Consider the following 25,262-nt stretch of genomic DNA (forward strand, 5'->3'; position numbering starts at 1 on the left):
GCGGGCCGAACCCGACCTTCGAGAGCCTGGCAGGCGTACCAAACCCGACAGAACCCGTGCGACACGCCGCTCACCTCAGTCGATCAGGGGATGTGCGCTGGCAGTTGTCGCGATGTGCACACGGGGGCTGGGCGAGGCCGAACGAGCCGGGGCCGGGCATAGGGTCGGGGGGTGACCCCGACGACGCTGCCGCACAGCACGCCCTCCGACCGGAACGTCGACGCGGCGGGCATCGCCGCGTTCGTCGACGCCCTCGAGACCACCGCCGGCGTCGAGCCGCACAGCCTCATGCTGCTTCGCCACGGGCAGGTCATAGCCGAGGGCTGGTGGGCTCCGTACTCGGCCGACCGCGCCCACCTGCTCTACTCGCTGAGCAAGAGCTTCACCTCGTCGGCGGTCGGGTTCGCCGTCGCCGAGGGGCTGATGGGGCTCGACGACACCGTGCTCGGCCACTTCCCCGAGCTCGACGCCGAGGTGACCGACCCGCGCAGCCGGTCGATGCGCGTCCGCCACGTGCTCGCCATGGCCAGCGGACACCGCGCCGAGACCCTCGACCGGGCGCTCGCGATCGACCCGGTCGACGTCGTCCGCGGCTTCCTGCTCACCCCGCCCGACGACGAGCCCGGCACCGTGTTCGCGTACAACCAGCCCTGCACCTTCACCGCCGGCGCGATCGTCCAGCGCGTCACGGGCCAGTCGCTCAGCGAGTACCTGCGCCCCCGCCTGCTCGACCCGCTCGGCATCGGCGAGGTCGGGTGGCAGCGTGACGAGTCCGGCCGCGAACTCGGCTTCAGCGGGCTGCACGCCACGAGCCACGCGATCGCCGCCCTCGGTCAGCTGTACCTGCAGCAGGGCGAGTGGGACGGCACGCAGCTGCTGCCGCGCGAGTGGGTCGCCGAGGCCACGCGCTCGCACGTCTCGAACGCGGGCGAGTCGAACCCCGACTGGGCCCAGGGGTACGGTTTCCAGTTCTGGATGGCTCGCCACGGCTACCGCGGCGACGGCGCCTACGGCCAGTTCGCCGTGGTGCTGCCCGAGCACGACGTCGTGCTCGCCCTGACCGGCCAGTCGCTCGACATGCAGGCCGTGCTCGACGCGGCGTGGGCGCACCTGCTGCCCGCCTTCGGCAGGGACGCGGCACAGGTCGGTGATGCCGCGGCCGACGCCGCCCTGGCGACCCGCCTCGCCGACCTGACGCTGCCCGGGGTGGCCGGTCCGACCGAGCACGACGCCGCACCGGTCCGACCGGCGGACGAGGAGGCGCGGGTCGGCGACCAGCACTCCCCCGGCACCGAGCGGCTCGTCTCGTTCACCGCGGCCGACGGCAACGACCAGCCCGACCTCACCCTGGTCGAACTGCGCGCCTCGGCCGACGCCGCGACGACGCTCACCCTCGTCGAGGGCGACTCCCGCCTCGTGGCCCGCGTCGAGGCCGAGGACTGGGTCGTCACCGACGGCTCCGAGGACGGCTCCGGTGAGGGCGTCGGTGTCGGCGACCACCCGCCTGCGACACCGGTCGCCGCGAGCGCCACCCGGTCGGCGGACCTGCTGCACGTCGACCTCGTCTTCGTCGAGACGCCGCACCGCCTACACCTCACGCTCGACGAGGCCGACGCGACCTTCACCGCCCTGTGGGAGACCCAGCCGCTGCACGCGCCTCGACTGGCCGAACTGCGCATGCCGCGCGACTGACGCAGCGGGGCACGCCGAACGCAGCGCGGGGATCAGCCGAGGACGCCCGTGTGCTCGAGCACGATGTCCACGCCGATCAGGATCAAGATCACGCCACCGGCGATCTCGGCCGGCTTGCCGAACCTCGCACCCACCCGGCGCCCGACGAGCACGCCGACGAAGGTCAGCACGGCGGTCGTCACGCCGATCAGCAGGATCGCCCAGCCGATCGACACCGGCAGGAACGCCAGGGTCACGCCGACCGCGAGGGCGTCGATGCTCGTGGCGATCGCGAGCACGGCGAGCTCGCGGAGGTTCAGGCGGTCGGTGTCCTTCTCCCTGTCCTCGTGCGACGAGAACGCCTCGGAGAGCATCTTGCCGCCGATGAGGGCGAGCAGACCCAAGGCGACCCAGTGGTCGAACGGCGCGATGTACTGCGCGAAGGTCGAGCCGAGCAGCCAGCCCAGCAGCGGCATCAGCGCCTGGAACGCACCGAAGGTGAGGGCGATGACGACCGCGTGGCGCGCGGTGAAGCGCGTCATGTGCAGGCCCTTGCCGAGGGCGACGGCGAAGGCGTCCGCGGAGACGCCGAGCGCGATGAGGAAGAGGGCCCAGAACGACATGGGGGCAGCGCCTTTCGAGACGGTCGGGTGGAGACGCCGGTGTCTCGGAACCTGACGATCCTGGCATGCCGAGCGCGCCTCCTCGATCGGAAAAGTCCTGATCAGAGGTATTCGGCACGCCGAATTCGCGGTGTCGGCGAACCGTCGCGCGGGGCGCTGCGAGCCGAACGCCGACCACCGGCCGCCGACCGCCGGTCGACGGTCAGGAGGCGCGGCGCCGCTCAGGCGGGGACGAGCACGTCCCGGGGCAGCACCGCGTGCACGCCCCAGGTGCGGTTGGCGACCTGGGTGACGCGCAGGTCGACGACCGTGCTCGCGAAGGCCAAGGCCGTGGCGGCGTCGAGCGAGTACAGCTGACGCATCCACTCGACCATCGCGGCGAGCGCGTCCCCGCTGGCGACGTTGAGGTCGGCGTCGAAGCCGAAGGTGATGCGGGCCTCGGGGGTCTCGGCGTGGATCGTCGTGATCGGGCGGTCCGTCGCCAGGCCGACCCGCGCCTCCGTCGTCATGCCGGTCTCGATCGCGGTGCCGCCGACCTCGCCGTCGCCCTGGGCCGCGTGCCCGTCGCCGAGGTAGAGCAGCGCGTCGTCGACCGCGACCGGCAACCAGAGGGTCGTGCCCGCGACGAGGTCGCGGCAGTCGATGTTGCCGCCCACGGAGGCGCGCGGCGGGATGGTCGAATGTTCTCCGGCCTCGGCGGGGGCGAGTCCCATCACGCCGAGGAAGGGGGCGATCGGGCGACGCAGGCCCCGGCTCTCGGTGGCGGTACCGGCCTCGCGGTCGATGCTCCAGAGCAGGTGAGCCGCGTCGGCGTCGAGCAGGCCGAGGTGACGGGTGATCGGGGTGTCGGCGGCCGCGGCGACCGTGAAGCCCCAGTCGTCGGGGGTGAGCGAGAGCAGGTCGAGCTGCAGCATGTCGCCCGGACGGGCCCCGCGGACGGCGATCGGACCGGTCAGGGCATGGCCGCGCCGGGTCGGGAAGAGGTACGGGGTGACCTCGCCGGGCACGGTCTGCGGCTCGAGATGGCCCGAGGCGTCGAGCGAGCGCACGACGACGGTGTCACCGGGGTCGATCGTCAGCACGGGGGCGTGGTCGCGCGAGAAGACCTCGTGGGCGGTGTCGGTGCCGGGGTCGAGGCGGTGGGTCGTCATCGTCCGAGCGTAAGCCGCGGCCCGGGCATCCCGCCGGACGTGCCGCGCCCAGGGGCGCTCGATACGATGGGCGCCTGTTCCGCTCCGACCCGCCGCACCTGCTCACAGAGAGACCGACGCCCCCATGGTCCTGTTCTTCCACGTCCTCATCATCGCCATCTCGGTCGTCGGCGCCGGCCTGATCTCGGCCGCGCTCGTGGGTCTCGCCACCTCGAAGTAGCCGCCGTCGGTACCGCCCGAACGGGGTCTGGACGACCCGAGCCCGCGGATGGTCGGATGAGGCAGTGATCGAAACACCCGACACCCCGCACGACACCGCCCGCCCGAGCCACGACACCGAGACCCGGGTCCGCATCGTGAGGGCCGTCATCACGGCGTTCCGCACGAGGGCCTTCCACGAGACCACCTCCGCCGTCGTCGCCGAGATCGCCGACCTGCCGGTCGACACCGTCGAACGCCACTTCCCGCGATGGGACGGCCTCGTCATGGCCGCGGTCGACCGGTGGAACGCCGAGCGCATGGAGCCGGTGATCCCGCTCATGCAGAGCCACGGCACCGTGCGGTTCCTCCGGGGCATCGTGGAGCAGAACGTCCTCGACCCCTCCCTCATGCGCCTCCTCACGTCGTTGCTGAACGTGGCGGCGACACCGGGCCACCCGATGGCTCCGACCCTGCGACACGAATGGCAGAAGTTCCACGCCCTCGTCCAGCGAGGACTCGTCCAGGACGTCGCCCTCGGTCGCGAACCGGCGACCATGCAACCGGAACGCGGAGCCGAGCAGCTCATCGCCCTCTACGAGGGCCTGCAGATGCAGTCCATGGTCCGGCCGCGCATGGACCTCCTGGCCTCGTACGACCGGGCCGTCACACGCCTCCGGGCCGGATGGTCGCAGGCCTACGCCGAGCAGGTCTGGGACCTCGACCACTAACCCCTCCCCATGAGGGCTCGGCCGTGCCGTGAGGGTGCGAAGCCGACCCCCAAAGAGCCGTTTGACGGTCGGGGTCGGAGGCCTGCACGATGACCTCGTGTCCACACTCGACGAACTCCGCGCCACCGCCCACCCGATCCGGCTGCGCCTCCTGTCGCTCCTGACGGGCGTCGCGATGAGCGCCGCCGAGGCCGGTCGCGAACTCGGGCTGTCGCAGGCCACCGCGAGCTACCACCTGCGGGTGCTCGAGCGGGTGGGCCTCGTCGAGGTCGTCGAGGTCGTCACGATCCGCGGCGGCGAGGCCAAGCGTTACCGGCACCTGTCGTCGGCCCAGCCGTTCCCGGTCGTCCCCTCGCCCGTCGAGGGCGCCGACGATGACGCCGACGCCGAGCGCGCCCGCTACGTCGAGGCCCTGGCCGACGAACTGCGCCGCCGCTCCCCCCGGCGGGTGGCGGGCCCCCAGGTCTCGACGGACGCCGAGCTCTGGGTCGACGCCGAGACCTGGCAGCGGGTCGTCCGCCACGTGGGCCACGCCGCCGCCCTGCTTCACGCCGCCGCACAGCGCCCCCGGACGCCGGGCACGCGCCCGGTGTCGATGACGGCCGCGCTGTTCCCGATGAGGCGACCGTGACCGGGGACGCAGGAGGCGCCTCCCCTGTCCCGCAGTCCACGAGCGACCACCGCGGCCCCCTCGCGCACGGCCCGTTCCGTTGGCTGCTCGCGGCTCGCACGACGGGCGTGCTCGGCAACGCCGTCGCCCCGATCGCGCTCGCGTTCGCCGTGCTCGACCTGACCGGGTCGGCGGCGGACCTCGGACTGGTGGTGGCCGCCCGATCGATCGCCAACGTCGCCGTGTTGCTGTTCGGAGGTGTGATCGCCGACCGGCTGCGGCGCGACGTCGTGCTCGTCGGGACGTCGCTGGCCGCCGCCGGGACACAGGCCGTGGTCGCGACGCTCGTCGTCACGGGGTCGGCGACGATCCCGCTGCTCGTCGTGCTGAGCGTGCTGAACGGGGCGGTAGCGGCGGTGAGCCTGCCCGCGGCGGCGGCCCTCGTGCCCGAGACGGTGCCGGCTGCCCTGCTGCGGCCCGCCAACGCCCTGCTGCGCCTGGGCCTGAACGGCGGCAGCGTCGTCGGGGCATCGGCCGGGGCGGGCGTCGTCGCGGTCGTCGGGCCGGGATGGGGTCTGGTGATCGACGCAGCGGGCTTCGCGCTCGCGGGGGTCCTGTACTCGCGTCTGCGACTGCCGATCCGGCCGGGCACCCCGTCGCCCGCCGACGAGGGGCCGGGGCCGGGGCCGGGCTCGGGCTCGGGCTCGTCGGTGGTCGCCGACCTGCGCGAGGGGTGGCACGAGTTCACCCGGCGCTCGTGGGTGTGGACCGTGGTGGCGCAGTTCGCCGTGCTGAACGCCGCGTTCGTGGGGGCGACCACGGTGCTCGGGCCCGTCGTGGCCGACGGGTCGTTCGGGCGGGCGGCGTGGGGGCTGGTCGTCGCGGCCCAGACCGTCGGACTCGGCGTCGGTGCGGTCGTCGCGATGCGCTGGCGGCCCCGGCACGGCCTCGCCGTGGGCGTGGGGCTGATGGCCGTGACAGCGGTGCCGGTGGCGACGCTCGGGCTCGCTCCGGTGGTGCCCGCGCTGGTGGTGGCCTTCCTGCTGGGCGGGGTCGCCCTCGAGATCTTCGCCATCTCGTGGGACCAGTCGCTGCAGAGCCACGTGCCCCGCGCCTCCCTGGCCCGGGTCTATTCGTACGACATGGTCGGCTCGTTCGTCGCCGTGCCGCTCGGCGAGGTCTTCGCCGGCCCGGCGGCGCACCAGTTCGGCACACGGCCGACACTGCTCGTCTGCGCCGCGATCATCGCGGCGGCCACGCTCGCGGCCGTCTCGACGCCGAGCGTCCGCCGCCTGACGACCGAGGTGCCGACCGGGGCCACGACCGACCGGGTCACCGGGCCGTGACGGTCGCCAGCTCGTCCCAGTGGGTGGTGGCGCGGGGCGACACCATGTCACGCTTCATGGACCAGCCGCGTCGGTGGCGGAGACCCGCGATGCCGAGCCCCAGGGTGTCCTCGCCGAACTTGCCCGCGATGCGGTCGATGACGGCACCGTAGGCGGGCGGCGACGCGTCGGCCTCGTCGAAGACGTCGAGACTGGCGTGCTCGTCGCGCGGCGTGAGCTCCATGAGGGTGACACCGGCCCGGACGTAGCGCTTGCCGGGTTCGAGCTGCGGGCCGAGGGCGGCGATGGCCGAGCGGTACAGCAGGGCGGCGTCGTCGGTCGGCTCGGGGAACGCCACCGACACCGAGTGGTTCGTGTGGGCGGCGCTGTCGGAGAACGGCGAGGTCGCGGTGAAGCACCGCATCATGCGCGTCAACGAGCCCTGCTTCCGCAACCGGGCGGCGGCTCGCTGCGTGTAGACCGACAGCACCTCTTCGAGCTCGGTGACGGTCGTGATGGGCACCGCGAACGACCTCGAGTGGTAGATCTGCTCGCGGTCGGGCTGCACCTGCTCGATGGGCAGGCAGTCGACGCCGCGCAGCTCGTGCACGACCCGGGCCTGCACGACGCCGAAGCGCGTCCGGATGCGGGCGGCGTCGGCGTCGCGGAGGTCGGCCGCGGTGTGGATGCCGAGCGGCGCGAGCTTCTTCGCCGTGCGGCGGCCGATGCCCCAGACGTCGCCCACGTCGACGCTCGCGAGGATCGCGGTCTGCTGCTCGGGGGCGTAGCTGCCCAGGTGGCAGACACCGGCGAGGGCGGCGTTCTGCTTGGAGCCGCGGTTGGCCAACTTGGCCAGGGTCTTGGTCGGCGCGATGCCGATGCTGACGGGCAGGCCGATGAGCTTGCGCAGGGCGCGGCGGATCTCGCGGGCCTGGGCGATCGTGTCGTCGAGCGAACCGGTCAGCTCGATGAACGACTCGTCGATCGAGTACACCTCTTGGTCGCTGGTGTAGCGGCTGAGGATCTCGGCCGACCGCGCCGACATGTCGCCGTAGAGCTCGTAGTTGCTCGACACCGCGACCACGCCCTGCATCGCCGCGATCGGCGCGATGCTGTGCCACGGCGCGGCCATGTCGACGTTGAGCGCCTTGGCCTCTTGCGAGCGGGCGATGACGCAGCCGTCGTTGTTCGAGAGCACGACGACCGGCCTGCCCTCGAGCGCCGGGTTGAAGACGCGCTCGCACGAGACGTAGAAGTTGTTGGCGTCGACGATGGCGACGCTGCGCTCGGACGTGGTGGACCTGGATGTCGTGGCGGACTCAGACACGGTGCAGGCACCTCGTCACGACGCCCCAGATCGTCGCCTCGTCGAGCTCGGACAGGACGATCTCGGGGTAGGCCGGGTTCTCGGGGCTGAGCACCATCCGCCCCTGCCGGTACGAGAGGCGCTTGACCGTCAGCTCGGCGTTGACGACGGCGACGACCACGTGCCCGTCGTGCGCGTCGAGGCCCCGGTCGACGACGAGCTCGTCACCGTCGAAGATGCCGGCGCCGGTCATGCTGTCGCCGCTCACCCGGACCAGGAACGTCGCGGTCGGGTCGCGCATCAGATGCCGGTTGAGGTCGACCGGCCCGTTGTAGTACCCCTGCGCCGGCGAGGGGAAACCGGCGTGGACGGCTTCGGCGGCCTGCTGCGGCAGCAGGTGGTCGGGGCGTTCGTCGCCGCCGACGGGACCGATGACGGCGGTCACCGTGCGCCCTCGCGCCCTGCCCGAGGGTCGCCGAGGAGGCGCGCGCCGGTTCGCGCGGACGACTGCCGGTGGTCTCTCATCACGCCTCCCACCGAGGACGCTACGACACCCCACCGACACTGCCGGACCCGAGCGGCTCACCGGGGGTGTCGGGCACCGTCCTGATCGATGCCCGGTAGGACCGCGGCCAGTCGTACGAGCACCGAACCGACCGTCTCGAGGGTCACGTCGTCGTACTCGTCGAGGGCCGCCTCGAGCGCCGCGGCAGAGGGGTCGAGGAAGACCGCCGCACGCTCCCGGGCCACCTCGGTGGTGCGGAGCGTGACGACGCGGCGGTCGTCGCTCTCCCGACTGCGCGAGACGAGCCCCAGCGCCTCGAGCCTGTTGACCAGGGCGTTGGTCGCGCCCGAGGTGAGGCCCACGCGCGTCGAGAGTCGACCGGGCGAGAGGGGGGCGCCGTCGTACTCGGCCCAGAGGATCTCGCCGAGGGCGGTGCCGTCCACGGTCGGCAGGTCCATCCGACGCGCGAGCTCACGGGTGGACTCCTGGTAGCTCAGGGCGTAGTGCCGGAGGGCCTCGAGCAGGTGCCGTCTCGGGGTCGTCATGCTCGATCCTCTCATCGACGGGCGGGGCCGGCTGCCCCGTCGGGGGTCAGGCCCGGAGGTGCGGGTAGTCCGCCAACACCGGGACGTGCTTCTCGCTCGTCAGCAGGTTCGCCTGGAAGAACGTCCGCACCGGCCTCGACGCCGCGACGCGGTGGGCCACCCGTACCGCCTTCCGACCCACGGTCGACGAGGGGTGGAACGCTCGGGCCCCGCCGCGCGGCAGGCCCTGGGCGCTGTCGGCGTAGCGGCGCATCTGCCGTTCGTAGCTCGCGAAGGCGCGCTCGGGCTGGTCGGGGGTCGCGGCGAGCTCTCCGGCGAGGATGTGTGCGCCGACCAGCGACAGCGTCGTGCCCATGCCCGTCGGGCCCGACCCCCAGGCGGCGTCGCCGACGAGCGCGACCCTCCCCCGACTCCAGGTCGACATGACGACCTGCTCCATGCGCTGCGTGTAGAACTCGTCGGGGCGTGCCGAGAAGCCGTCGAGTATCCGCTCGGTCCGCCAGCCGGCACCTCGGAAACGTGCCCGGAGCAGGTGCAGCTGGGCCTCGACGGGCAGCTTCTCGAAGCCCATCGGCTCGGACTCGAACGACATGCTCGCCCGGATCGTCCCCTCGTTGTCGGGCCGCACGGAGGCGACGCGTCCCCGTGTGCCCGTGAACCAGTCCCAGGTGTCGACGTCGTCCGGGTGCCGGTCGAGGGTGCCGTAGGTGATGCTGACGCCGAAGTCGCGCAGCTCGGTCTCCTCGGAGAAGAGGAGGCGCCGGGTACGTGAGCTGCGCCCCTCGGCCACCAGGAGCAGGTCGAAGCGCTCCTGGGCGCCGCTGTCGAACGTGACGTCGACACCGGTCCCGTCCTGCTCGACCCCGGTGACGAAGTCGCCGTGGCGGCGCTCCACCTCGGCCGGGACGACGTCGACGAGGATGCCGGCGAGGCGACCGCGCAGGATCTCGACCTCCGCCGTCGGCCCGTCCTGCCCCTCCTCTCGGGGGAACACGGCGTAGGGGCGTCCGTCCTCGTCGACGAAGCGGGTCCCCTCTTCGCCGGTGAGGTTCGCGAGCACCGTCTCCTCGACGCCCATGCGCGTCAGGATCTCGCGACCGAGGCCGCGCACGTCGATGTTCTGGCCCGTCTCGCGAGGAGCGGCGGATCGCTCGAGCAGGACGACGTCGAAGCCGGACTTCGCCAGCCCCCAGGCGAGTGCGGGACCGGCGATGCTCGCCCCGGTGACGAGGACGCGAGAAATGCGATGCGGGGTGGGACGCGGGGTCAGGGACATGGATGCCTTCCGTCGGTGGTGCCGTCCGGTCAACCTACCCCATTTACTTCACTGTGAAGTCACTTCACCATGAAAAAGAGGGTTGGCCACCCCTCGCCCAGGCCGCCCGGCGCATGTGGTGGATCAGCGAACGGTGACCACGCGGCGCCCCAGCTCGGAGTCGAGCATCGTGTCCATGGCCGTTCCCACCAGGCGGTCCCCGAGGGGGCGTTCGATGCGACCGGAGGCGACGAGCGCCGCGATCCCCTGCATCGTCGCCGCGAAGAGCATCTTGAAGAGGTCACGCGAGTCCTCGGCCCCCGCCTCGGACACGGCGGGCCCCACGGCGCCGTCGAGTGTGGCGAAGAGAGCGCCCGCCGCCTCGTGGACGGCCTCGGGCTTCGTGGTCGCCTTGGCCTGGAACATGAGCTCCATGAGGGCGGCGTCGTCGACGGCGAAGTCGACGTAGGCACGGGCGACACGGTGGAGGCGTTCCGTTCGACCTCCTCCGCCGTCGAGTGCGCGCCGGACCGCGGCAGTGAGCCGCTCGAACCCGGCCTCCGCGAGCGCGTCGAGCAGCGCCTGTCGGTCGACGAAGTGGCTCCGCGGCGCACCGTGGCTCACGCCGGCCCGGCGCGCGAGGTCGCGGAGCGACAGCCCGTCGACGCCGGACTCGCGCACGGCGTCGATCGCCTCGTCGAGCAGCACGGCCCGGAGGTTCCCGTGGTGGAAGGGCCGTGGGCTCATGCCCTCATCCTAGTCCGCGACTAGTCATTGACTACTTTCTAGACACCGCCTACATTGAGGCCATGACGCATCGACAAACTTTCCTGGTCCTCGGCGCCACGGGGCAGACCGGGCAACACTTCACTCGACTAGCCCTCGAGGCCGGACACCGGCTCCGCGCCCTGGCGCGGACGCCCGGCAAGCTCGCGATCGAGCACGACGACCTCGAGGTCGTGCAGGGCTCCCTCGACGACGACCTCGACCTCGACGCCCTGCTCGAGGGCGTCGACGCCGTCGTGATGATGCTCGGGGACGCGGCCGCCCAGCGCGAGCGGCAGGTGAACACGACCTTCGTCCGATCGCTCGTCCCCGCCATGCGCCGCAGCGGCACGCGACGGCTCCTGTACCAGGCGGGAGGCCTGAGCGCGGCGCCGGGAAAGCCGCTCGCACCGGCGCTGCGGATCGTCCGCAGCACGATCGCCCGCGCGTACATCGGGCAACACGAGGACAACGAGGCCGTCATGCGCTACCTCGACCAGGACGCCCGAGACATCGAGTGGATGGTCCACCGGGCGGGCATCGGCTCCGACGGCCCCTCCAAGGGCGAACTGCACCGCTCGCCCTCGATCATCAGCATCGGGACGTTCGTCGACTGCGCCACGTACAACCTGCACATGCTCTCGGACGACTCGGCCGTCCACACCTGCGACGGCAGCCGCTACCGGCGACGCTGACCGGTCATCGCGGCGGGCCCGACGGCGCGGCGGCGGCAAGGACGAACTCGAGCGCCTGCACCTGACGCGCCGTGGTCCACCGGTCGGGGTCGCCCGCCGCCAGGCTCGAGACCCCCTCCACGGCCGCGACGAGGGCCGCCGCCCGGGTGACCGCCTCGTCGTGACGGCCGGGATCACCGATCTCGAGCAACCGGGTCAGGCGATCGGCGAAGGCGCGGCTGTTGCGGGCGTGCCGTTCGGCCAGGACGGGATCGTCGAGCGCTGCTGCCAGGAACCCGACCCACACGCGCGCCTCGGCGAGCCGCTCGTCATCGGTCGGCAGGGTCCCCAGGACGACGGCACGAACGGCCGCGACCGGATCGTCCGCATCGCCCTCGAGGGCGTCCGAGCGCTCGCGGGTGCGCTCGTGGAGCACGTCTCGGGCATGGAGGAGCAGGGCCCGCTTGTCGCGGAAGGTGTGCAGGACGAGGCCCGTCGTGCATCCGGCTCGTTCGGCGACCGCCCGGAGCGTGAGGCCCGTCGGCCCCCGCTCGGCGAGGGTCGTGAAGACGGCGTCCGAGAGACGCCGTCGGGTGTCGGTCACATCTCGCGTCCTGCTCATCCCCAGATCGTAACGCCTGTTACCGTAACGGTTGTCACGAAAGGACCCCCATGAGCTGGACGATCACTGCGACCCCCTTCGACCACCCGGATGCCGACCGCCTCCGCCGCGCCCAACGTGTCGAGTTGGACGCCCGGTACGGAAGCGACGACCACGAGCCCGGCACGCCGCCGTCGGCAGTCGACGTCCCGGTGTTCCTCGTGGCCCGGGCGGACGACGGCCGCGCGATCGCCTGCGGTGGCCTGCGCCCCCTGGCGGACACGGTGCTCGGGCCGGCCACGGTCGAGGTCAAACGGATGTACGTCGCACCCGACGCCCGGGGGTCAGGGGTGGCGGTCGCCGTCCTGCGTGCCCTCGAGGACGCCGCTCGCGACCTGGGCACCCGGCGGATCGTGCTCGAGACGGGCATCCTCCAGCCGGACGCGATCCGCTTCTACGAACGGGAGGGCTACGAGAGCATCCCCCTCTTCGGCCCGTACGTCGGGTCGGCCGAGTCGGACTGCTTCGCCCGCGAGCTCTGAGCCGCGGCGCCCGCCCCGACCCCGTGGACCCGCGGGCGATCTCCCGACCGACGGCGAGACACGCCTGCAGGAGTGGGGACACGTCTTCTGGGATCGCCCACGGCACGATCGAGGGCGACACCGCGACCTCGTTCCCGGATCATCGGCGGAACTCCCGTCCGACCGGACCGCGACACGGGACGGGACGGGACGGGACGGGACGGCCGGAGTCAGCGCTTCGCGGCGCAGGTGACCTGGTCGGCGGACTGACCCGAGACGTTGTCGGGCAGTGCCGCGGCCGTGGGGGCGGCCGACGCCGGCACCGGAGCCGCGCCGTCCGTCGGCACGGCGTCCGCCGCGGGGGTCGCGGGCTCGCCCGGGGCCACGGTCGACGGCGCCGCCGGCGAGCTCGGGACCGCCGCGTCCGGGTCGAGCACAGCCGACCGCCCGAGGCTGTCCGCCGACAGGGTCAGCGGCAGGTCGCGCTGCAACGCCTCGTTCAGGATGGACGCCGACGCCTCGTCGACCAGCACCCGGTTGCGGTCCGCGGGGTCGTCCACCGCCGGGTACTGCACGAACACCATGTTCGACAGCCCGACCGTGTTCACGGCCAAGGCGAGCTTCGCGAGCGTCGACGCGTCGGCCAGGGTGTCGCTCAGCGTCATGTTCGCGAAGGCCACCCGGGCGATCGCCAGCACCTTGGTCGGGTCGGTCAGCGTTCCCGCCGAGACCGTCTGCCGGGCGAGCGCCGAGAGGAACGTCTGCTGGTTGCTGATGCGCCCCAGGTCGCTCGAGTCGCCGACCCCGTAGCGCGACCGGAGGAAGGCCCCGGCCTCGGCCCCCGACAGCGTCCGCGTGCCGGCCGGCAGGTCGAGTGCGGGCTTCACCTCGGTGTCGCGGATCGGCGTCGCCAGGCACACCTCGACCCCGCCGATGGCGTCGGCCATCGACACGACCCCCTCGAACGTGATCGACCCCGCGTAGTCGATCTGCAGCCCGGTCAGCTGGCCGATCGTCTGCGCGACGCACGACAGGCCGTTCCGTTGCCCGCCACGCTCCAGCGCGGTGTTGAGCATGGCCCCCGAGGTCGCCGGGCGCACCGTCCCGTCGTCGTTCTGGCAGGCGGGCATCGGCACGATCAGGTCGCGCGGGAAGCTCACGACCGCCATGTTCGTGTGGTCCTCGGAGATGTGGACGAGCACCGTCGAGTCGTTCTTGCCCGCTCCCGAGCTGGCCCGCTGGTTGGCCGCGTCGTCGAACCCCTCACCGAGCCCCTCCCGCGTGTCCGTCCCGATCAGCAGCAGGTTCACCTCGCCGGTCTGGGCCGTCAGCTGTGGCACCGGCGACGCCGTCGACCCGTCGGGTCCGGCCAGCCTCACCGTGGGCGACGCACCCTGCAGCACCTGCCACGTGGCGATGGCCGCCACGGACGTCGTGCTGACGAAGACCACGGCCAGCGCGGCCGCCGTCACCTTCGCCACGAACGCCGCGGGGTGCCCTCGGCGGAGGCGACCGTGGCGGGCGATCCCGCCCTCGCGCACCGCGCCTCCTCGGCTCGCCGCGCCGTCGCGGGCGTCGGGTGCCCGCTCGGTGCGTCCGTCGTCGGTCATGCGCGCTCCCTCGGCGATCGGCGGCCCAGGCGGCCCCTCTCGAGGGGAAGCATAGGAGGCGCGGGCCGGGAAACCGCGGACGGCGCCTCGTCGGCGCCCCGGACGACGCGGTCAGACGGTCTCGCCGAGCGTGGCGGGTGCGACGGCGGGCAGGACGTCCTCGGTCCAGTCGACCCGCAGGGAGCCGGACCCCGACCAGCCGCGCAGCTCGGCACCGACCGTGTCCCGGAACGTGGCGGCCTCGTCGCGGTCGCCCACGACGACGTCGAGCCGCAGCCGCGCCAACTGTTCGGTGACGCGGACGGGCAGGCCCCAGGCCTGCACCACGAGCACCTCGGACGCGGCGCTCAACGCCGGGAAGTGCCGCCGGAGCTTCTGCTCGACGACGTGCAGCACGGCCACCTCGTCGGTGGGGTGGATCACTCCGGTCAGCGAGATCATGCCTGATGGTCCGCCCGGGAGGTTACGGCAGTGTGGCCGCCCGCTGTGAAAGCACCGGGCCGCGCCTCCTCCCGGCTCGAGGCTCGTCCCCCGACGGGTCCCCCGGCCGGTCCCCCGCCGCCGTGACCGTGTTGGCAGATCGGCCCGGTGTGGGCATGATCGTCACATGGCGAAAAAGCTCAAGACTGCCCACCGCGACCTCGTCGAGGCGCTCGACCACCACCTCAAGGTCATGCAGGAGAAACCGCTGTCGAGCAAGCGTGCGGGGCGGGCCACCGCCAAGCTGCGTCTCGCCGTCTCGGCGTACTCGGCGGTCGTCGCCGACAAGACGGGCCAGCCCGACCCGTTCGTCGACTACGACGCCCTCGACCCGGCCACCGTCGCGTCGCTCGCCGCCGAACGCGACGCCATCGCCCACAAGAAGTCGTCCGACCAGGGCAAGCTCGACTGACCCGACCGCGCCGCGCCTCCTCGGGGTGCCGTCGCGCCGCCGGATGAACGTCGCACCGTCGATGTGGGCGGTGCGCTGTTCGGTGGGCGGTGCGACCCCGGCCGGTCGGCCGGGCGCGGCACGTCAGCCCGGGACGGGCGCGCCCTCGACGAGCGCCCAGCCGCCGTCGGCCGTACGGCGCACCGCACCGGCCCGCTCGAACGCGTCGAGCCAGCCACCCATCGGCCACTCGCCCCAGCGCTCGGCGAACAGGCCTCCGTTGCGCACGACGTCGGCCAGGTGCCGCCACGGCGGCGACGACGTCGGGTGGTATTGGTGGTACGCGTGGGCGCCGCCGACCCAGACGAGCGGCACGTCGAGCGAGCGGGCGGTGAACGCGAAGTCGGTGTCCTCACCGCCGTAGCCCTCGTAGCGTTCGTCGAAGCCGCCGAGCCGCGCCCAGGTGTCCATCGTCACCGCGAACGAGAGCGACCAGAACAGCGGGTAGTCCGCGGCCTCGGCGACGACGGTCGAGCCGGCAGGAGGCGCGGGTCGCGCCGCGTGCGGAGCGGTCGCCCCCTCGAGCCCCTCGCCCGATCCGAGCACGAACCCTTCGGGCAGGTACGTGACGGGCCCGCTCAACAGCGCCCCCGGGTGGCCGAGGGCCGCTTGTTCGTAGAAGCGGAAGAGGTCGGGGCCCGGGACGCAGTCGGCGTCGAGGAAGACCATCAGCGTCGCGCCGAGGCCGACGGCCGCGTCTGCTCCGCGGTTGCGCCCCGCGGCGAGGCGCAGGCCGTGGGGGCCGGGCGGCACGTGCACGGTCGTCGCGCCGACCAGGGCGGGCACGTCGGGGGCGGGGGTCTCGTCGAGCCAGACGACCACGTGGCCGGCGTCGGGAGCGACCTGCCGGACGAACCGCAGCTGGTTCGCGACGTGCTTCATGCGGGTGGCGGACGCGAGGGTCACGACGACGACGGTCACGACGCGACTCCTGCGAGGTCGGTGCCGACGGCGAGGTCGTCGCGTGCGGGGCCGACGCCGCGCGCGCCACGACCGGCCACCTCGGCGACCACCGCGGCGGCGCGGGCAGCAGCACCCTCGACCTGCCACGCGGACCAGTCGGGCTGGAGGCTCCGGGCGTGCTCGATCAGCGCCGGCCACTCGTCGTCGGCCGGCCAGGACGACGCGACGACGACGAGGCCCGCCCGGTCGAGCGCGCGGGCGGTCGTGAGCTGTTCGTCGAAGGGTCGGGTCTGCGGCACGACCACGGCGCGGGCACCGAGGGCGGCCAGGTCGGCGACGGTGTTCTGACCGGCCCAGGTCACGACCACCTCAGCGGAGGCCATGGCCGCCCACGGGTCGTCGACCCAGGTGTCGAGCCCGAGGGCCGACCAGGTCGTGCCGGGTGTGGCCCGGGCCGCCCGGGCGACCGCGGCCGCGAGGTCGTCGTGGTCGCTGCCGCCGGCACCGCCGACGAAGAGGACGCTGCCGGGCACGACGGCGGGCGTGGGCGACGCGCCCTCCCGCCCGTCCTGCCGCGAGATCCCGCCGACCCAGCGCACCTTCTCGGCGACCCGGTCGAGCGCCGACGAGACGTGCGTCCCGGCGGGCCACGGGGCGATCACGCGCGACGCCGCGTCGTACGCGAGTCGGTGGGGTTCGTCGGTGCGGTCGCCGGGCTGCGAGACGACGACGACCTCGACACCGAGCAGCCGGACGAACAGCGTCACCTCGACGGAGACGTCGACGACCATCGCGTCGAGGGGACGCCCGGCGGCCGCGGCCCCGGCGATCGCGGCGGCGATGCGACCCAGGCGGGCGGTGTGCCCGGGGTGCCCCACCGGAGCCCAGTGCAGCAGGCCGCCCACGGTCGGCGACGCGTCGGCCGGGTGACGGACCACGCCGTCCGGGCCCGTGGTCGGGGCGTCGTCCCGCTCGAGCTCGACCCAGGTGGTGTCGGCCGGCAGGTCGACGGGAGCGGCGAGCGAACTGAAGACGACGACGTCGGCGTCGAGGTGCGGTCGGACGGCCGAGAAGCGGGTGCGGTGCCCGGCACCGTGGTGGTGCACGTACCAACCGACGAGCGGGCGAGCGACCGTCGAGGTCACGCCGTCACGACCCGTCGTCCCGTGCCGGCCGGTCGCACGGTCGAGAGACCGCCGGCGAGGGCCGAGGAGGCGCGGTGTCGGCCGCCCCCGACGGTCGCCTCGGTCACGGAGACGGCAGGCGTGACCGGCACGCGGACGTCCGAGGCGACGGCGTCGGCGTACAACTGCTCGAGCACGGCGGCCCGGGTGCGCAGCGAGAACCGGTCGACGGCGTCCTGCCGCACCGTGCGGCGGGACTCGGCGTCCGTCCCGACCCGGCGCAGCAGGTCGTCGGCCGCGCGCGCCATGCCGTCGAGGTCGCCGGCGGGGACCAGGGCGGCCCCGACCGAACCCGCCACGACCTCGGGGACTCCCCCGACGGCGAACGAGACGACCGGCGTGCCGGTGACCAGCGCCTCCGCGATGACGAGGCCGAAGGGCTCCTCCCACACGGGCGTGACGAGGGCGCAGCCGCTGTGGCCGACGAGGGCCGCGAGCTCGGGCTGCCGCAGCTCGCCGACGTAGTGGGCAGTGACGCCGAGGTGCGGGGCGACCTCGGTCTCGAAGTAGTCGACGTCGCCGATGCGACCCGCGATGACGAGGCGGCGCCCGGCACGACGGGCGACCTCGAGGGCGAGGTGCAGGCCTTTCTCGGGCACGACGCGTCCCGACCAGACGAGGTCGTCGCCGCCCGGGCCGAAGCCCCAGCGGTCGGTGTCGACGCCGTTCGGCAACACGGTCGCCTCGACGCCCTCGGTCGCCCACGCGGCCGCGGTGTGACCGCTGACGGCGACGAAGCGGCTGCGCGGGCCGTCGGACGAGCGGTGCGCGGCGAGCATGTCCGGCAGGGTCGGCGTGTGCAGGGTGCTGACCATCGGCACGCCGATGCGGTCGGCCCGGGCGAGCGGCACGCCGTGCAGGCTGTGGTTGTCGACGAGGTCGTAGTCGTCGGCGTGGTCGGCGACGTACTGCAGGGCGCGTTCGAGGGCCGGCAGCGCACGCTCGAGGTAGCCGTCGGGGTAGGTCGTGTCCGTCGCCTCGGCCGGGTCGTCGAAGACCACGGCGGGCAGCACGAATTCGGGCGGGCTCTGGTCGAGGTGGTCCGAGCCCTCGGTCGCGATCAGCGAGACGCGGTGACCGCGCTCGCGCAGGGTGCGCACCTGGTGGTGCACCGACGACTCGAGGCCGCCGGCGAACGGCTCGCGGATCGGGTAGCGCAGCGGCGCCACCACGACGATGCGCAGGGGCCGGGAGGCGCGGGTCACGCCGTCACCGCCGCGACCGTCGCGAGGGCCCGTTCGTACACGGCGAGGTGGGCGGCGGACACCTCGTGGCGCTGTCGTCGTCGCACGGAACGACGCTGGTGCTGCAGCGCGGCGCGGTGCGGGGTGCCGCGGCGGGAGGCCGGCACGCGGGCCGGGTCGTCGTGCGCGTCGGCGGTCTCGTCCACGGCGTGCGGGCTGACCAGGGCGATCACGGCGGCGGCGAGCGACGCGGGGTCGTCGAGGTCGAACGAGGCGGTCGTGCCGGGCTCGGGGTGCTGTGCGGCGGCGTGGCCGACGCGGGGCGCGGCGACCGGCACGGCGAGGTCCCAGCACAGCTCGACCCAGCCCGAGTGCGTCCCGTGGCGGTAGGGCAGCACCGACACGTCGAGGTCGGCGAGCGACCGTTCGAGTTCGGCGTCGGTCAGGCGCGGGTGCTCGGCGAGGGTCGCCGACGGGCCGGCGGCACGGACGAGCTCGCGGATGCGGTCGGCCTGCTCGGGGTCGCGCACGCGCTCGTTCAGGTCGACCCGCGCCTCCACGGCGGCACCGGTGGCGCGCAGGGCCCCGACCGCGGCGAGCAGGGTGCGGACGGTCTCGACGCCCGCGACGTTGGGCCGCAGGTCGCGCAGGTGGACGCCGACGACGACCGTGTCGCCGGGTGTGCCGACCGGCAGCTCGGCGTCGGGGTCGGCGATGGCCGGGTGCGCGATGACGGTCGGGCGGCGCCCCCAGCGGGCCTCGACCTCGTCGGCGGAGGCGTCGGTCAGGGTGATCAGCTCGTCGGCGGCCGGGATGAGCACGTCGAGGTGCTCGACGTGGGGCGCCTGGTCGACGAGCTGCGGGTTCGTCAGGTCGTGCACCGTGTACACGAGCGGCAGGCGCAGGTCACGCAAGGTCTCGACGACGGCGACGAGATGCTGGGTCGGGTACGACTCCGTGCCGAAGTGCACGTGCAGCAGGTCGATCTCGGGGGCGTGCGCCCGCAGCCAGGCGGCGTCGAGCACGACCGGGGGCCACCAGCGGGCCGGCTCGGCGGGGTCGGGCAGCGGGTCGGCGAGGTGCACGACGCGACCCGTCGGGTCGAGCAGCGAACGGACGTAGGGGTGGCCGGCCGGGACCGACGCGACGCGGATCGGGGCGACGGGGGCGACGACGGAGGACGTCGGGGCCGTGGTCGACGGCGACGTCGGGGCGTCATGGGTCATCGGGGCCTCCTCGGCGTGATCAGGTCGCTCGCCGTGCCGGACCGGCACAGGGCCTGTCTCGCGGGACGACGAGCACCCGCGACGATGCGGGTGAGGGGTGCCGGGGCTGGCGGCGGGAAAGGATGACGCGACCGGGGAAGTCGCTGTTGACTCAACATAGGCCCGCGCGACCCCCTTTGTCCGTTCCGAGTGCGGGCCGGAGGGAAGCATGTCCGAACAGCGAACCGAACCCGACGGCCGCACCCGTCACTACGGCGACTTCTACGGTCTGAGCGAGCCCGAGGGCGACGGGGCGATCGCCCTCGTCGTGGGCAACTGCCAGGCCGAGTCGCTGCGCATCTTCCTCGACGGCGCAGGCCTCACGACCGTCCGCATGCCCCCGGTGCACGAACTCACGGCCGCCGACCTGCCGCAGCTCGAGCGGTGGCTCGGCCGGGCCGGTCTGCTCGTCTCGCAGCCGGTGCGCGACGACTACCACGACCTCCCGCTCGGCACGGCCCAGCTGGCCGCGATTCTGCCCCGGGAGGCGCGGGTCGTCCGGGTGCCCGTCGTCCGGTTCGCGGGCCTCTACCCCGCGCACGTCATCGTCCGACCGCCGAGTGACGTCTCGCTCGTGCCGCCCGTGGTCGAGTACCACGACGTCCGGTTGATCGCCGAAGCCGCCGGGCGGCCGCTCCCGACCGACGCCCTGACGCCGGCCGTCGTGCGGTCGGCCGCCGAGCTGTCGCTGGCCGAACTGCGGAAGCGCGAGGCCGCCCACGACACCGTCGTCGCCTCGGACCTGTTCGAGGTCGGCGCGGGCACCGACGGGACCGGCACGCCTCGCTTCGACCAGATGCGCACCCTGAACCACCCCGGCAACCCGGTCTGGACGGCCCTCGCCTCGCGCGTCCGCGAACGGCTCGGCCTGCCCGCGCACGTCGTCGATCCGGGCCGGCCGGTGCTGGCGAGCGTGCACGCCCCGCGCGAGCAGGCCGTGATGGACGCCTGGGGCCTCGACGACGAGCCGACCGACCACTGGGTCGTCGGCGGCGAGCGCGTCGACGCCGACGAGGTCCGCCGGGCGCACCTCGCCTGGTACGCCGAGCACCCGGACGCGGTCGAGGCCGCGCTGGCCCGCCACGCCGACACGTTCGCGCTGTGGGGTGCGGCGTGAGCGGGGCGGCGGTCGACCCCTCGGCCCGCGAGGCGACCGCTCGGGACGCGGCCCGCTCGACCGCGCGGGACGGTGCGGCGGCGACGATCGACCTCGCCGAGCTGCCCGTGGTGGTCACGCACCACGACCCGCAGCACGGCGTCGCGACCTACGCGGCCCAGATCGCTGCGACGGTCGAGGCCCGCACCGGGCGGCACCTCGCCCTCGACGTCGCCGACCTGCTCGACGTGCCGGACGACGACTCCGTCGACGTCAGCGTGCCGCGGGCGCACCTGCAGTTCACCGACCGGCTCTGGGGCCCCTCTCCGTCGGCCGCGGCCGACGTCGTCGAGCACCTGGCCGACACGACGGCCCTCACCGTCACCCTGCACGACCTGCCCCAAGCCTCGGACGGCGAGCGCAACCTGAGGAGGCGCGGCGAGGCCTACGGTCGCGTGGTCGCCGCCGCGCGGGGCGTGGTCGTCAACAGCGAGCACGAGCGCGCCCTCCTGCGCGAGTGGGTCGGCTTCGACGGTCCGGTCGAGGTCATCCCCCTGCCCGTCGACCGGCATCCGCTGCCGGCGGGGCAGACCGGGCCGGCCGGGCGACCCGAGCCCGACGGCGACGTGGCGGTCATCGGGTTCTTCTACCCGGGCAAGGGGCACGCCGAGGTCGTGGCGGCCGTGGCCGGACTCGCGGCCGTGCGGCCCGACGCCGACGGTCACCGGGACGGCGACGGGGCGACGCGACCGGACGCGCAGGCGACGGGCGTCGTGGCGCTGGGCCGCGCCTCCTCGGGTCACGAAGCCGAACTGCGACAGCTGGTCGACGAGGCCGCCGCGCTCGGCGTGCCGTTCGGCGCGACGGGCTACCTCGACGACGCGACGCTGCTCGACCGGGCCCGGCGCACGTCGGTGCCCGTGGCGGCGCACCAGCACGTGTCGGCCTCCGGATCGATCGCGACCTGGATCGCGGCGGGGCGACGCCCGCTGGTGCCCGACACGAGGTACTCGCGCGAGATGGCGACGCTCCGGCCGGGCACGCTGACGCTCTACCCCGACGGCGGCCTGGCGGACGCGATCGCCACCGCCCTGGCCGACCCGGCGTCGACCTGGCTCGACGACGACGCCCGCACCCTGCCCGGCCTCGACGAGGTCGCCGACGCCTACGCGGCGTGGTGGGCCGAGGGGGTGCGCTGGTGAGCCGCGACGCCGGGTCGCGCGTGTCCGACGCGACCGGCACCGCGCCTCCTGCGGGCGGGCGGTTCGTCGTCGGCAACGCGTGGGACGCCCTCGACGGGGTGTGGCCCGAGCTGCCGCCGCTCGTCTCGGTGGTCGTCGTGCACTACCGACAGCAGGCCGAGCTCGACCGGACGCTGGCGGCGCTCGCGCGACAGAGCTACCCGGCCGAACGGCTCGAGGTGATCGTCGTCGACGACGGATCGCCGACGGCGCCCACGGTGCCCGACGGGGTGCGGCTGATCGTTCAGGAGGACCGCGGGTTCCGACTCTCGGCCGCCCGCAACGTCGGGGTCACCGCGTCGTCGGGGTCGGTGCTCTGCTTCGTCGACGCCGACACGTCGCCCGAGCCGGACTACGTGCTGCGACTGACCCGGCTGCCGGCGCTCGTCCCCGAGGCCGTCACGGTCGGGCAGCGGAAGCACGCGGACTTCGCGGGGGTGCTGGGCGGGGACGGCGCCGTGCCGGTCTCCGAACCGGTCGAGGTGGCGGGGCCCGCCCACGAACTCGAGCAGCCGCGCTGGCTGCAGCAGGCCTACGGCTGGTCGGCCGACCTGCTGCACGCCGACGACCGGTCGTACCGCCACCTGATCGGTGCGGTCACCTGCTGCACCCGCTGGTTCTTCGACCAGGTCGGCGGCTTCGACGAGTCGTTCACGAGCTACGGCGGCGAGGACTGGGAATGGGCGCACCGCGCGTGGCTCGCCGGCGGCGTCTTCGCGCACGTGCCGGGTGCCGTCGCGTGGCACGACGGGCCGGACTGGGCGGGGCGCGCGGCGGGTGCCGGTTCCGGGTCGGTCTCGGCGGCCGGGGCCGACGCCGCGGCCGAGCGGGCCGCCCGCGAGGACGAGGAGGCGCGGCGCCAGGCCGAGAAGAACGGCGAGACCCTGCGCCTCGCCGACCTGATCGCGGTGCGCGGCTCCCGCGGGTTCGGGGTGCGGAGTCGCGCCGTCGACGTCTGCGTCGAGCTGGACGGCACCGCCGGGACGCCGATCTCGGCCGGGGCGGCGTTCGTGGCGGTGGACAGCGTGCTGGCGGCGATGCCGGACGTGACGGTCGTGGTGCCGGACGACGTGGCGCCGGTGTTCGAGGCGGATCAGCGGGTGCTCAGCCGGTCGTCGGAGGCTGCCGAAACGGCGCTGGGCGGTGCCCGGGTGGTCGTGACGTTCGACGGGCCCGTCCGGGTGCTGCCCGCGATGGAGGCCGGCGGCTCGGACGACGCCCGGGTGCAGGCGCTGGCCGCGGCGGTCGGGCTCGGGGACGACGTCGTGCGCGACCTCCGGGCGGCGACGGACGCGGTCGGCGTCGGGTCGCTCGGCACGGTCGAGTTGGTGGACTCGTCGGGCCGCGTGCTCGTGACGGTGGAGTCGCGTCGCGCCGCCCTTCGCGCCCGACGCTGGGGGGCGGGCGTCGCGTTCGTCTCGCACCGCGCCTCAGTGGACTGGCTCACGCCCGTGACGGGCGAGCCCAGCGTGGCCGCGTACCTCGGCGGCTGGGGCTGACCCCGGGCTCGCTCCGCTCGCCCCCACCGCGTCGAGTGGTCCCGAATCGTCCTTCGTCGGACCACGGAGGACGATTCGGGACCACTCGACCGTCGGCCGGAGGGGCGACGGGGCACGGGGGTGCCTCGATAGGGTGGCGGGGTCGCGGTGGGCGGCACGGACGAGGGGGATCTCATGACCGATCGGAACGACGGAGCGGACGAGCAGGGTGGCGCGGTGCCGCCGTACGGGCGGCCTCCGCAGGGCGGGCAGCCGCAGGGCGGACAGCCGCAGGGCGGGCAGCCCCAGCAGCCGCCGTACGGGCAGCCGACGCCTCCGCCGTACGGGCAGCAGGCGCCGTCCGGGCACCCCCTGCCACCGCCCATGAACTACCCGCAGCAGCCCGGGTCCGCACAGCCCTCGTACGGCCAGCCCTCGTACGGCCAGGCGCCGTACGGCCAGACGCCGCAGGGGCCCGCCTCCGGCCAGGGCGGGGCCGTTCCCCTCTGGGCGCCGCTGTACGGAGCGGGTCCGGTCGCCGCGGTGAAGCGGTTCTTCAAGAAGTACGCCGACTTCACGGGGCGGGCGAGTCGCAGCGAGTACTGGTGGGTCGTCCTGGCGAACACGGTGATCTGGTTCGTGCTCAGCATCGTCGGGTTCCTCGCGGGCCTCCCGGGGAGCACGACGGACTACGACGGCACCCTCGAGCCCGGACCGGGTTTCATCCCCTTCGGCTTCGTCCTCGCGGTCCTGCTCTTCGGGACGATCGTGCCGTTCCTGTCTCTCGGAGCCCGACGACTGCACGACATCGACCTCAGCGGGTGGTTGCAGCTGATCAACCTCGTGCCCTACCTCGGCGGGTTCGTCCTCTTCATCCTGTCGCTGCTCGGCCCGAAGCCCGCCGGTGCCCGGTTCGACCGGCCCAGAGCCTGAGGGCCGAATGCGTCGACCGTGGTCAGGGGCTTCCGCGGAGTCTTGCGTCGACGGGACGTGACCGTCGGCGAACCGCGCCGCAGTCAGGCCCGGCGGGATCTCGTCGATCGGGTGCTCGTCGAGTTGAACGCACTCGACCCGTACGGGCTCGAGCCCGGTGCCGAGGACGGCGCCCCGTGGGACGAGTACGAGCTCGAGGCCGTCCCGATGGTGCGTGAGCTGATCTCGGCCGGGGGCATCACCGGCGACCGGGTCGACGCGATCTGGACGGCATGGTTCGGCGAGACGCTGAGCGGGCGCACGGACCCGTCCCGGTTCGAGGCGTTCCTCGCCCGGTTGAACGCGGTGGGGCCGTGGCCTCAAGGGCGCTCGTAGCACGTCGACTCCGGCCGCATCGAGGTGCATCTCCGGCGGTAGCGTGAACCGGTGTCCTCCCACCTCCGCCTGATCGACCCGCGAGACGCCCCCGAGCTGGCACGAGCGTTGACGCGCAACCGTGAGTTCCTGGCTCCTTGGGACCCCGTGCGCGGTGACGCCTACTTCACGCCCGAGGGGCAACTGTCGGTCATCTCGTCGCTGCTGGCGCAACGGTCCCGGGGCGAGGCGCAGCCGTTCGTCATCGTCGACGAGGGCGCCGTGGTGGGCAGGCTGACCCTGAGCGGGATCGCCCGGGGCCCGTTCCGGTCCTGCGACCTCGGCTACTGGCTGTCGGAGGACCGCAACGGGCGGGGCATCATGACGTCGGCCGTCGGCGAGGCCGTCGACTGGGCATTCGGCGAGGCCGGCCTCCACCGCGTCCAGGCGGGGACGCTCCGTCACAACGTCGCCTCGCAACGTGTCCTGCGGAAGGCCGGCTTCGAGCAGTACGGCATCGCGCCGTCCTACCTCGAGATCGCGGGACGCTGGCAGGACCACGTGCTGTTCCAGCGGATCGACGACTCGACAGGCCGGTGATC

At 73.7% G+C, this 25,262-nt stretch carries 27 protein-coding genes; 13 read left to right on the forward strand and 14 right to left on the reverse strand.

Annotated elements, in window-relative coordinates:
* The first annotated feature begins 171 nt into the window (after positions 1–171).
* Positions 172–1,692, forward strand: a complete 1,521-nt coding sequence (locus AC1MBW_RS03280) for a serine hydrolase domain-containing protein (protein WP_480025427.1) — start codon at positions 172–174, stop codon at positions 1,690–1,692.
* A gap of 32 nt (positions 1,693–1,724) precedes the next feature.
* On the opposite strand, the gene AC1MBW_RS03285 is transcribed toward AC1MBW_RS03280, so the two are convergent.
* Complete coding sequence (locus AC1MBW_RS03285) at positions 1,725–2,294, reverse strand: manganese efflux pump MntP (protein ID WP_480025428.1); 570 nt, start codon at positions 2,292–2,294, stop codon at positions 1,725–1,727.
* Between the two features lie 221 nt (positions 2,295–2,515).
* A complete protein-coding gene (locus AC1MBW_RS03290; RefSeq protein ID WP_480025429.1) occupies positions 2,516–3,445 on the reverse strand; it encodes an acetamidase/formamidase family protein in 930 nt (309 codons plus the stop codon).
* Positions 3,446–3,729: 284 nt separating this feature from the next.
* Here AC1MBW_RS03290 and AC1MBW_RS03295 point away from each other — a divergent pair, with 284 nt between their 5' ends.
* From AC1MBW_RS03295 to AC1MBW_RS03305, 3 genes are all read left to right on the forward strand, one after another.
* Entirely contained in the window at positions 3,730–4,374 is a 645-nt protein-coding gene (locus tag AC1MBW_RS03295; RefSeq protein ID WP_480025430.1) for a TetR/AcrR family transcriptional regulator, read from the forward strand.
* Between the two features lie 97 nt (positions 4,375–4,471).
* Positions 4,472–5,005: a helix-turn-helix domain-containing protein gene (locus AC1MBW_RS03300; RefSeq protein WP_480025431.1), complete on the forward strand. Its 534-nt coding sequence runs from the start codon at positions 4,472–4,474 to the stop codon at positions 5,003–5,005.
* The gene (locus AC1MBW_RS03305) at positions 5,002–6,330 is read left to right on the forward strand and encodes an MFS transporter (RefSeq protein WP_480025432.1); all 1,329 of its coding nucleotides are present in this window, start codon (positions 5,002–5,004) and stop codon (positions 6,328–6,330) included. The genes AC1MBW_RS03300 and AC1MBW_RS03305 overlap by 4 nt, the downstream gene beginning before the upstream one ends.
* On the opposite strand, the gene AC1MBW_RS03310 is transcribed toward AC1MBW_RS03305, so the two are convergent.
* The 5 genes from AC1MBW_RS03310 to AC1MBW_RS03330 form a co-directional block, all read right to left on the reverse strand.
* Positions 6,317–7,636: a Y-family DNA polymerase gene (locus AC1MBW_RS03310; protein ID WP_054147344.1), complete on the reverse strand. Its 1,320-nt coding sequence runs from the start codon at positions 7,634–7,636 to the stop codon at positions 6,317–6,319. The two genes, AC1MBW_RS03305 and AC1MBW_RS03310, sit on opposite strands and share 14 nt — an antisense overlap.
* A complete protein-coding gene (locus AC1MBW_RS03315) occupies positions 7,629–8,060 on the reverse strand; it encodes a LexA family protein (RefSeq protein WP_143048573.1) in 432 nt (143 codons plus the stop codon). Before AC1MBW_RS03315 ends, AC1MBW_RS03310 begins: the two co-directional genes overlap by 8 nt.
* Before the next feature lie 137 nt (positions 8,061–8,197).
* Positions 8,198–8,665, reverse strand: coding sequence for a MarR family winged helix-turn-helix transcriptional regulator (locus AC1MBW_RS03320; protein WP_054147345.1), 468 nt, complete (start codon positions 8,663–8,665; stop codon positions 8,198–8,200).
* 46 nt (positions 8,666–8,711) lie between these two features.
* Positions 8,712–9,941, reverse strand: a complete 1,230-nt coding sequence (locus AC1MBW_RS03325; protein ID WP_480025433.1) for an FAD-dependent monooxygenase — start codon at positions 9,939–9,941, stop codon at positions 8,712–8,714.
* A 123-nt stretch (positions 9,942–10,064) separates the two neighbouring features.
* On the reverse strand, positions 10,065–10,667 hold the full coding sequence (locus AC1MBW_RS03330; protein WP_480025434.1) for a TetR/AcrR family transcriptional regulator: 603 nt from the start codon (positions 10,665–10,667) through the stop codon (positions 10,065–10,067).
* Positions 10,668–10,729: 62 nt separating this feature from the next.
* Between AC1MBW_RS03330 and AC1MBW_RS03335 the strand changes: the two genes are divergently transcribed.
* Positions 10,730–11,380 carry an NAD(P)-dependent oxidoreductase gene (locus AC1MBW_RS03335; protein WP_480025435.1) on the forward strand — a complete coding sequence of 217 codons (651 nt, stop codon included), beginning with the start codon at positions 10,730–10,732 and terminating at the stop codon, positions 11,378–11,380.
* Between the two features lie 4 nt (positions 11,381–11,384).
* Here the strand turns inward: AC1MBW_RS03335 and AC1MBW_RS03340 are convergent, their stop codons facing one another.
* Positions 11,385–11,963 (reverse strand): TetR/AcrR family transcriptional regulator, encoded by a 579-nt coding sequence (locus AC1MBW_RS03340; protein ID WP_480025436.1) that lies wholly within the window; start codon positions 11,961–11,963, stop codon positions 11,385–11,387.
* A gap of 68 nt (positions 11,964–12,031) precedes the next feature.
* Here AC1MBW_RS03340 and AC1MBW_RS03345 point away from each other — a divergent pair, with 68 nt between their 5' ends.
* Positions 12,032–12,502 carry a GNAT family N-acetyltransferase gene (locus AC1MBW_RS03345; RefSeq protein WP_480025437.1) on the forward strand — a complete coding sequence of 157 codons (471 nt, stop codon included), beginning with the start codon at positions 12,032–12,034 and terminating at the stop codon, positions 12,500–12,502.
* Between the two features lie 209 nt (positions 12,503–12,711).
* On the opposite strand, the gene AC1MBW_RS03350 is transcribed toward AC1MBW_RS03345, so the two are convergent.
* Together AC1MBW_RS03350 and AC1MBW_RS03355 are read right to left on the reverse strand one after the other, a co-directional pair.
* Positions 12,712–14,091 carry an LCP family protein gene (locus AC1MBW_RS03350; RefSeq protein WP_480025438.1) on the reverse strand — a complete coding sequence of 460 codons (1,380 nt, stop codon included), beginning with the start codon at positions 14,089–14,091 and terminating at the stop codon, positions 12,712–12,714.
* Positions 14,092–14,202: 111 nt separating this feature from the next.
* Complete coding sequence (locus tag AC1MBW_RS03355) at positions 14,203–14,532, reverse strand: hypothetical protein (protein WP_480025439.1); 330 nt, start codon at positions 14,530–14,532, stop codon at positions 14,203–14,205.
* A gap of 166 nt (positions 14,533–14,698) precedes the next feature.
* On the opposite strand from AC1MBW_RS03355, the gene AC1MBW_RS03360 reads away from it, so the two are divergent.
* Positions 14,699–14,983 carry a hypothetical protein gene (locus AC1MBW_RS03360; protein ID WP_071255032.1) on the forward strand — a complete coding sequence of 95 codons (285 nt, stop codon included), beginning with the start codon at positions 14,699–14,701 and terminating at the stop codon, positions 14,981–14,983.
* Between the two features lie 123 nt (positions 14,984–15,106).
* On the opposite strand, the gene AC1MBW_RS03365 is transcribed toward AC1MBW_RS03360, so the two are convergent.
* From AC1MBW_RS03365 to AC1MBW_RS03380, 4 genes are read right to left on the reverse strand one after another with little or no spacing between them, the layout of a single operon-like run.
* The gene (locus AC1MBW_RS03365; RefSeq protein WP_480025440.1) at positions 15,107–15,943 is read right to left on the reverse strand and encodes a glycosyltransferase family 2 protein; all 837 of its coding nucleotides are present in this window, start codon (positions 15,941–15,943) and stop codon (positions 15,107–15,109) included.
* Positions 15,940–17,070, reverse strand: coding sequence for a glycosyltransferase (locus AC1MBW_RS03370; RefSeq protein ID WP_480025441.1), 1,131 nt, complete (start codon positions 17,068–17,070; stop codon positions 15,940–15,942). The genes AC1MBW_RS03365 and AC1MBW_RS03370 overlap by 4 nt, the downstream gene beginning before the upstream one ends.
* The gene (locus AC1MBW_RS03375) at positions 17,067–18,314 is read right to left on the reverse strand and encodes a glycosyltransferase (RefSeq protein ID WP_480025442.1); all 1,248 of its coding nucleotides are present in this window, start codon (positions 18,312–18,314) and stop codon (positions 17,067–17,069) included. The genes AC1MBW_RS03370 and AC1MBW_RS03375 overlap by 4 nt, the downstream gene beginning before the upstream one ends.
* Complete coding sequence (locus tag AC1MBW_RS03380) at positions 18,311–19,519, reverse strand: glycosyltransferase (RefSeq protein WP_480025443.1); 1,209 nt, start codon at positions 19,517–19,519, stop codon at positions 18,311–18,313. The genes AC1MBW_RS03375 and AC1MBW_RS03380 overlap by 4 nt, the downstream gene beginning before the upstream one ends.
* Before the next feature lie 208 nt (positions 19,520–19,727).
* Here AC1MBW_RS03380 and AC1MBW_RS03385 point away from each other — a divergent pair, with 208 nt between their 5' ends.
* The 6 genes from AC1MBW_RS03385 to AC1MBW_RS03410 all read left to right on the forward strand — a co-directional run bounded on the left by AC1MBW_RS03385 (position 19,728) and on the right by AC1MBW_RS03410 (position 25,260).
* Entirely contained in the window at positions 19,728–20,675 is a 948-nt protein-coding gene (locus tag AC1MBW_RS03385) for a WcbI family polysaccharide biosynthesis putative acetyltransferase (RefSeq protein WP_480025444.1), read from the forward strand.
* Positions 20,672–21,856: a hypothetical protein gene (locus tag AC1MBW_RS03390; RefSeq protein ID WP_480025445.1), complete on the forward strand. Its 1,185-nt coding sequence runs from the start codon at positions 20,672–20,674 to the stop codon at positions 21,854–21,856. Before AC1MBW_RS03385 ends, AC1MBW_RS03390 begins: the two co-directional genes overlap by 4 nt.
* On the forward strand, positions 21,853–23,394 hold the full coding sequence (locus AC1MBW_RS03395) for a glycosyltransferase family 2 protein (protein ID WP_480025446.1): 1,542 nt from the start codon (positions 21,853–21,855) through the stop codon (positions 23,392–23,394). Before AC1MBW_RS03390 ends, AC1MBW_RS03395 begins: the two co-directional genes overlap by 4 nt.
* 174 nt (positions 23,395–23,568) lie before the next feature.
* Positions 23,569–24,306 (forward strand): DUF805 domain-containing protein, encoded by a 738-nt coding sequence (locus tag AC1MBW_RS03400; RefSeq protein ID WP_480025447.1) that lies wholly within the window; start codon positions 23,569–23,571, stop codon positions 24,304–24,306.
* A gap of 57 nt (positions 24,307–24,363) precedes the next feature.
* Positions 24,364–24,681 (forward strand): hypothetical protein, encoded by a 318-nt coding sequence (locus AC1MBW_RS03405; RefSeq protein WP_054146281.1) that lies wholly within the window; start codon positions 24,364–24,366, stop codon positions 24,679–24,681.
* A gap of 51 nt (positions 24,682–24,732) precedes the next feature.
* Positions 24,733–25,260: a GNAT family N-acetyltransferase gene (locus AC1MBW_RS03410; protein ID WP_480025448.1), complete on the forward strand. Its 528-nt coding sequence runs from the start codon at positions 24,733–24,735 to the stop codon at positions 25,258–25,260.
* Positions 25,261–25,262: the final 2 nt, after the last annotated feature.

It is taken from the genome of Frigoribacterium sp. AP1, from assembly GCF_056680555.1.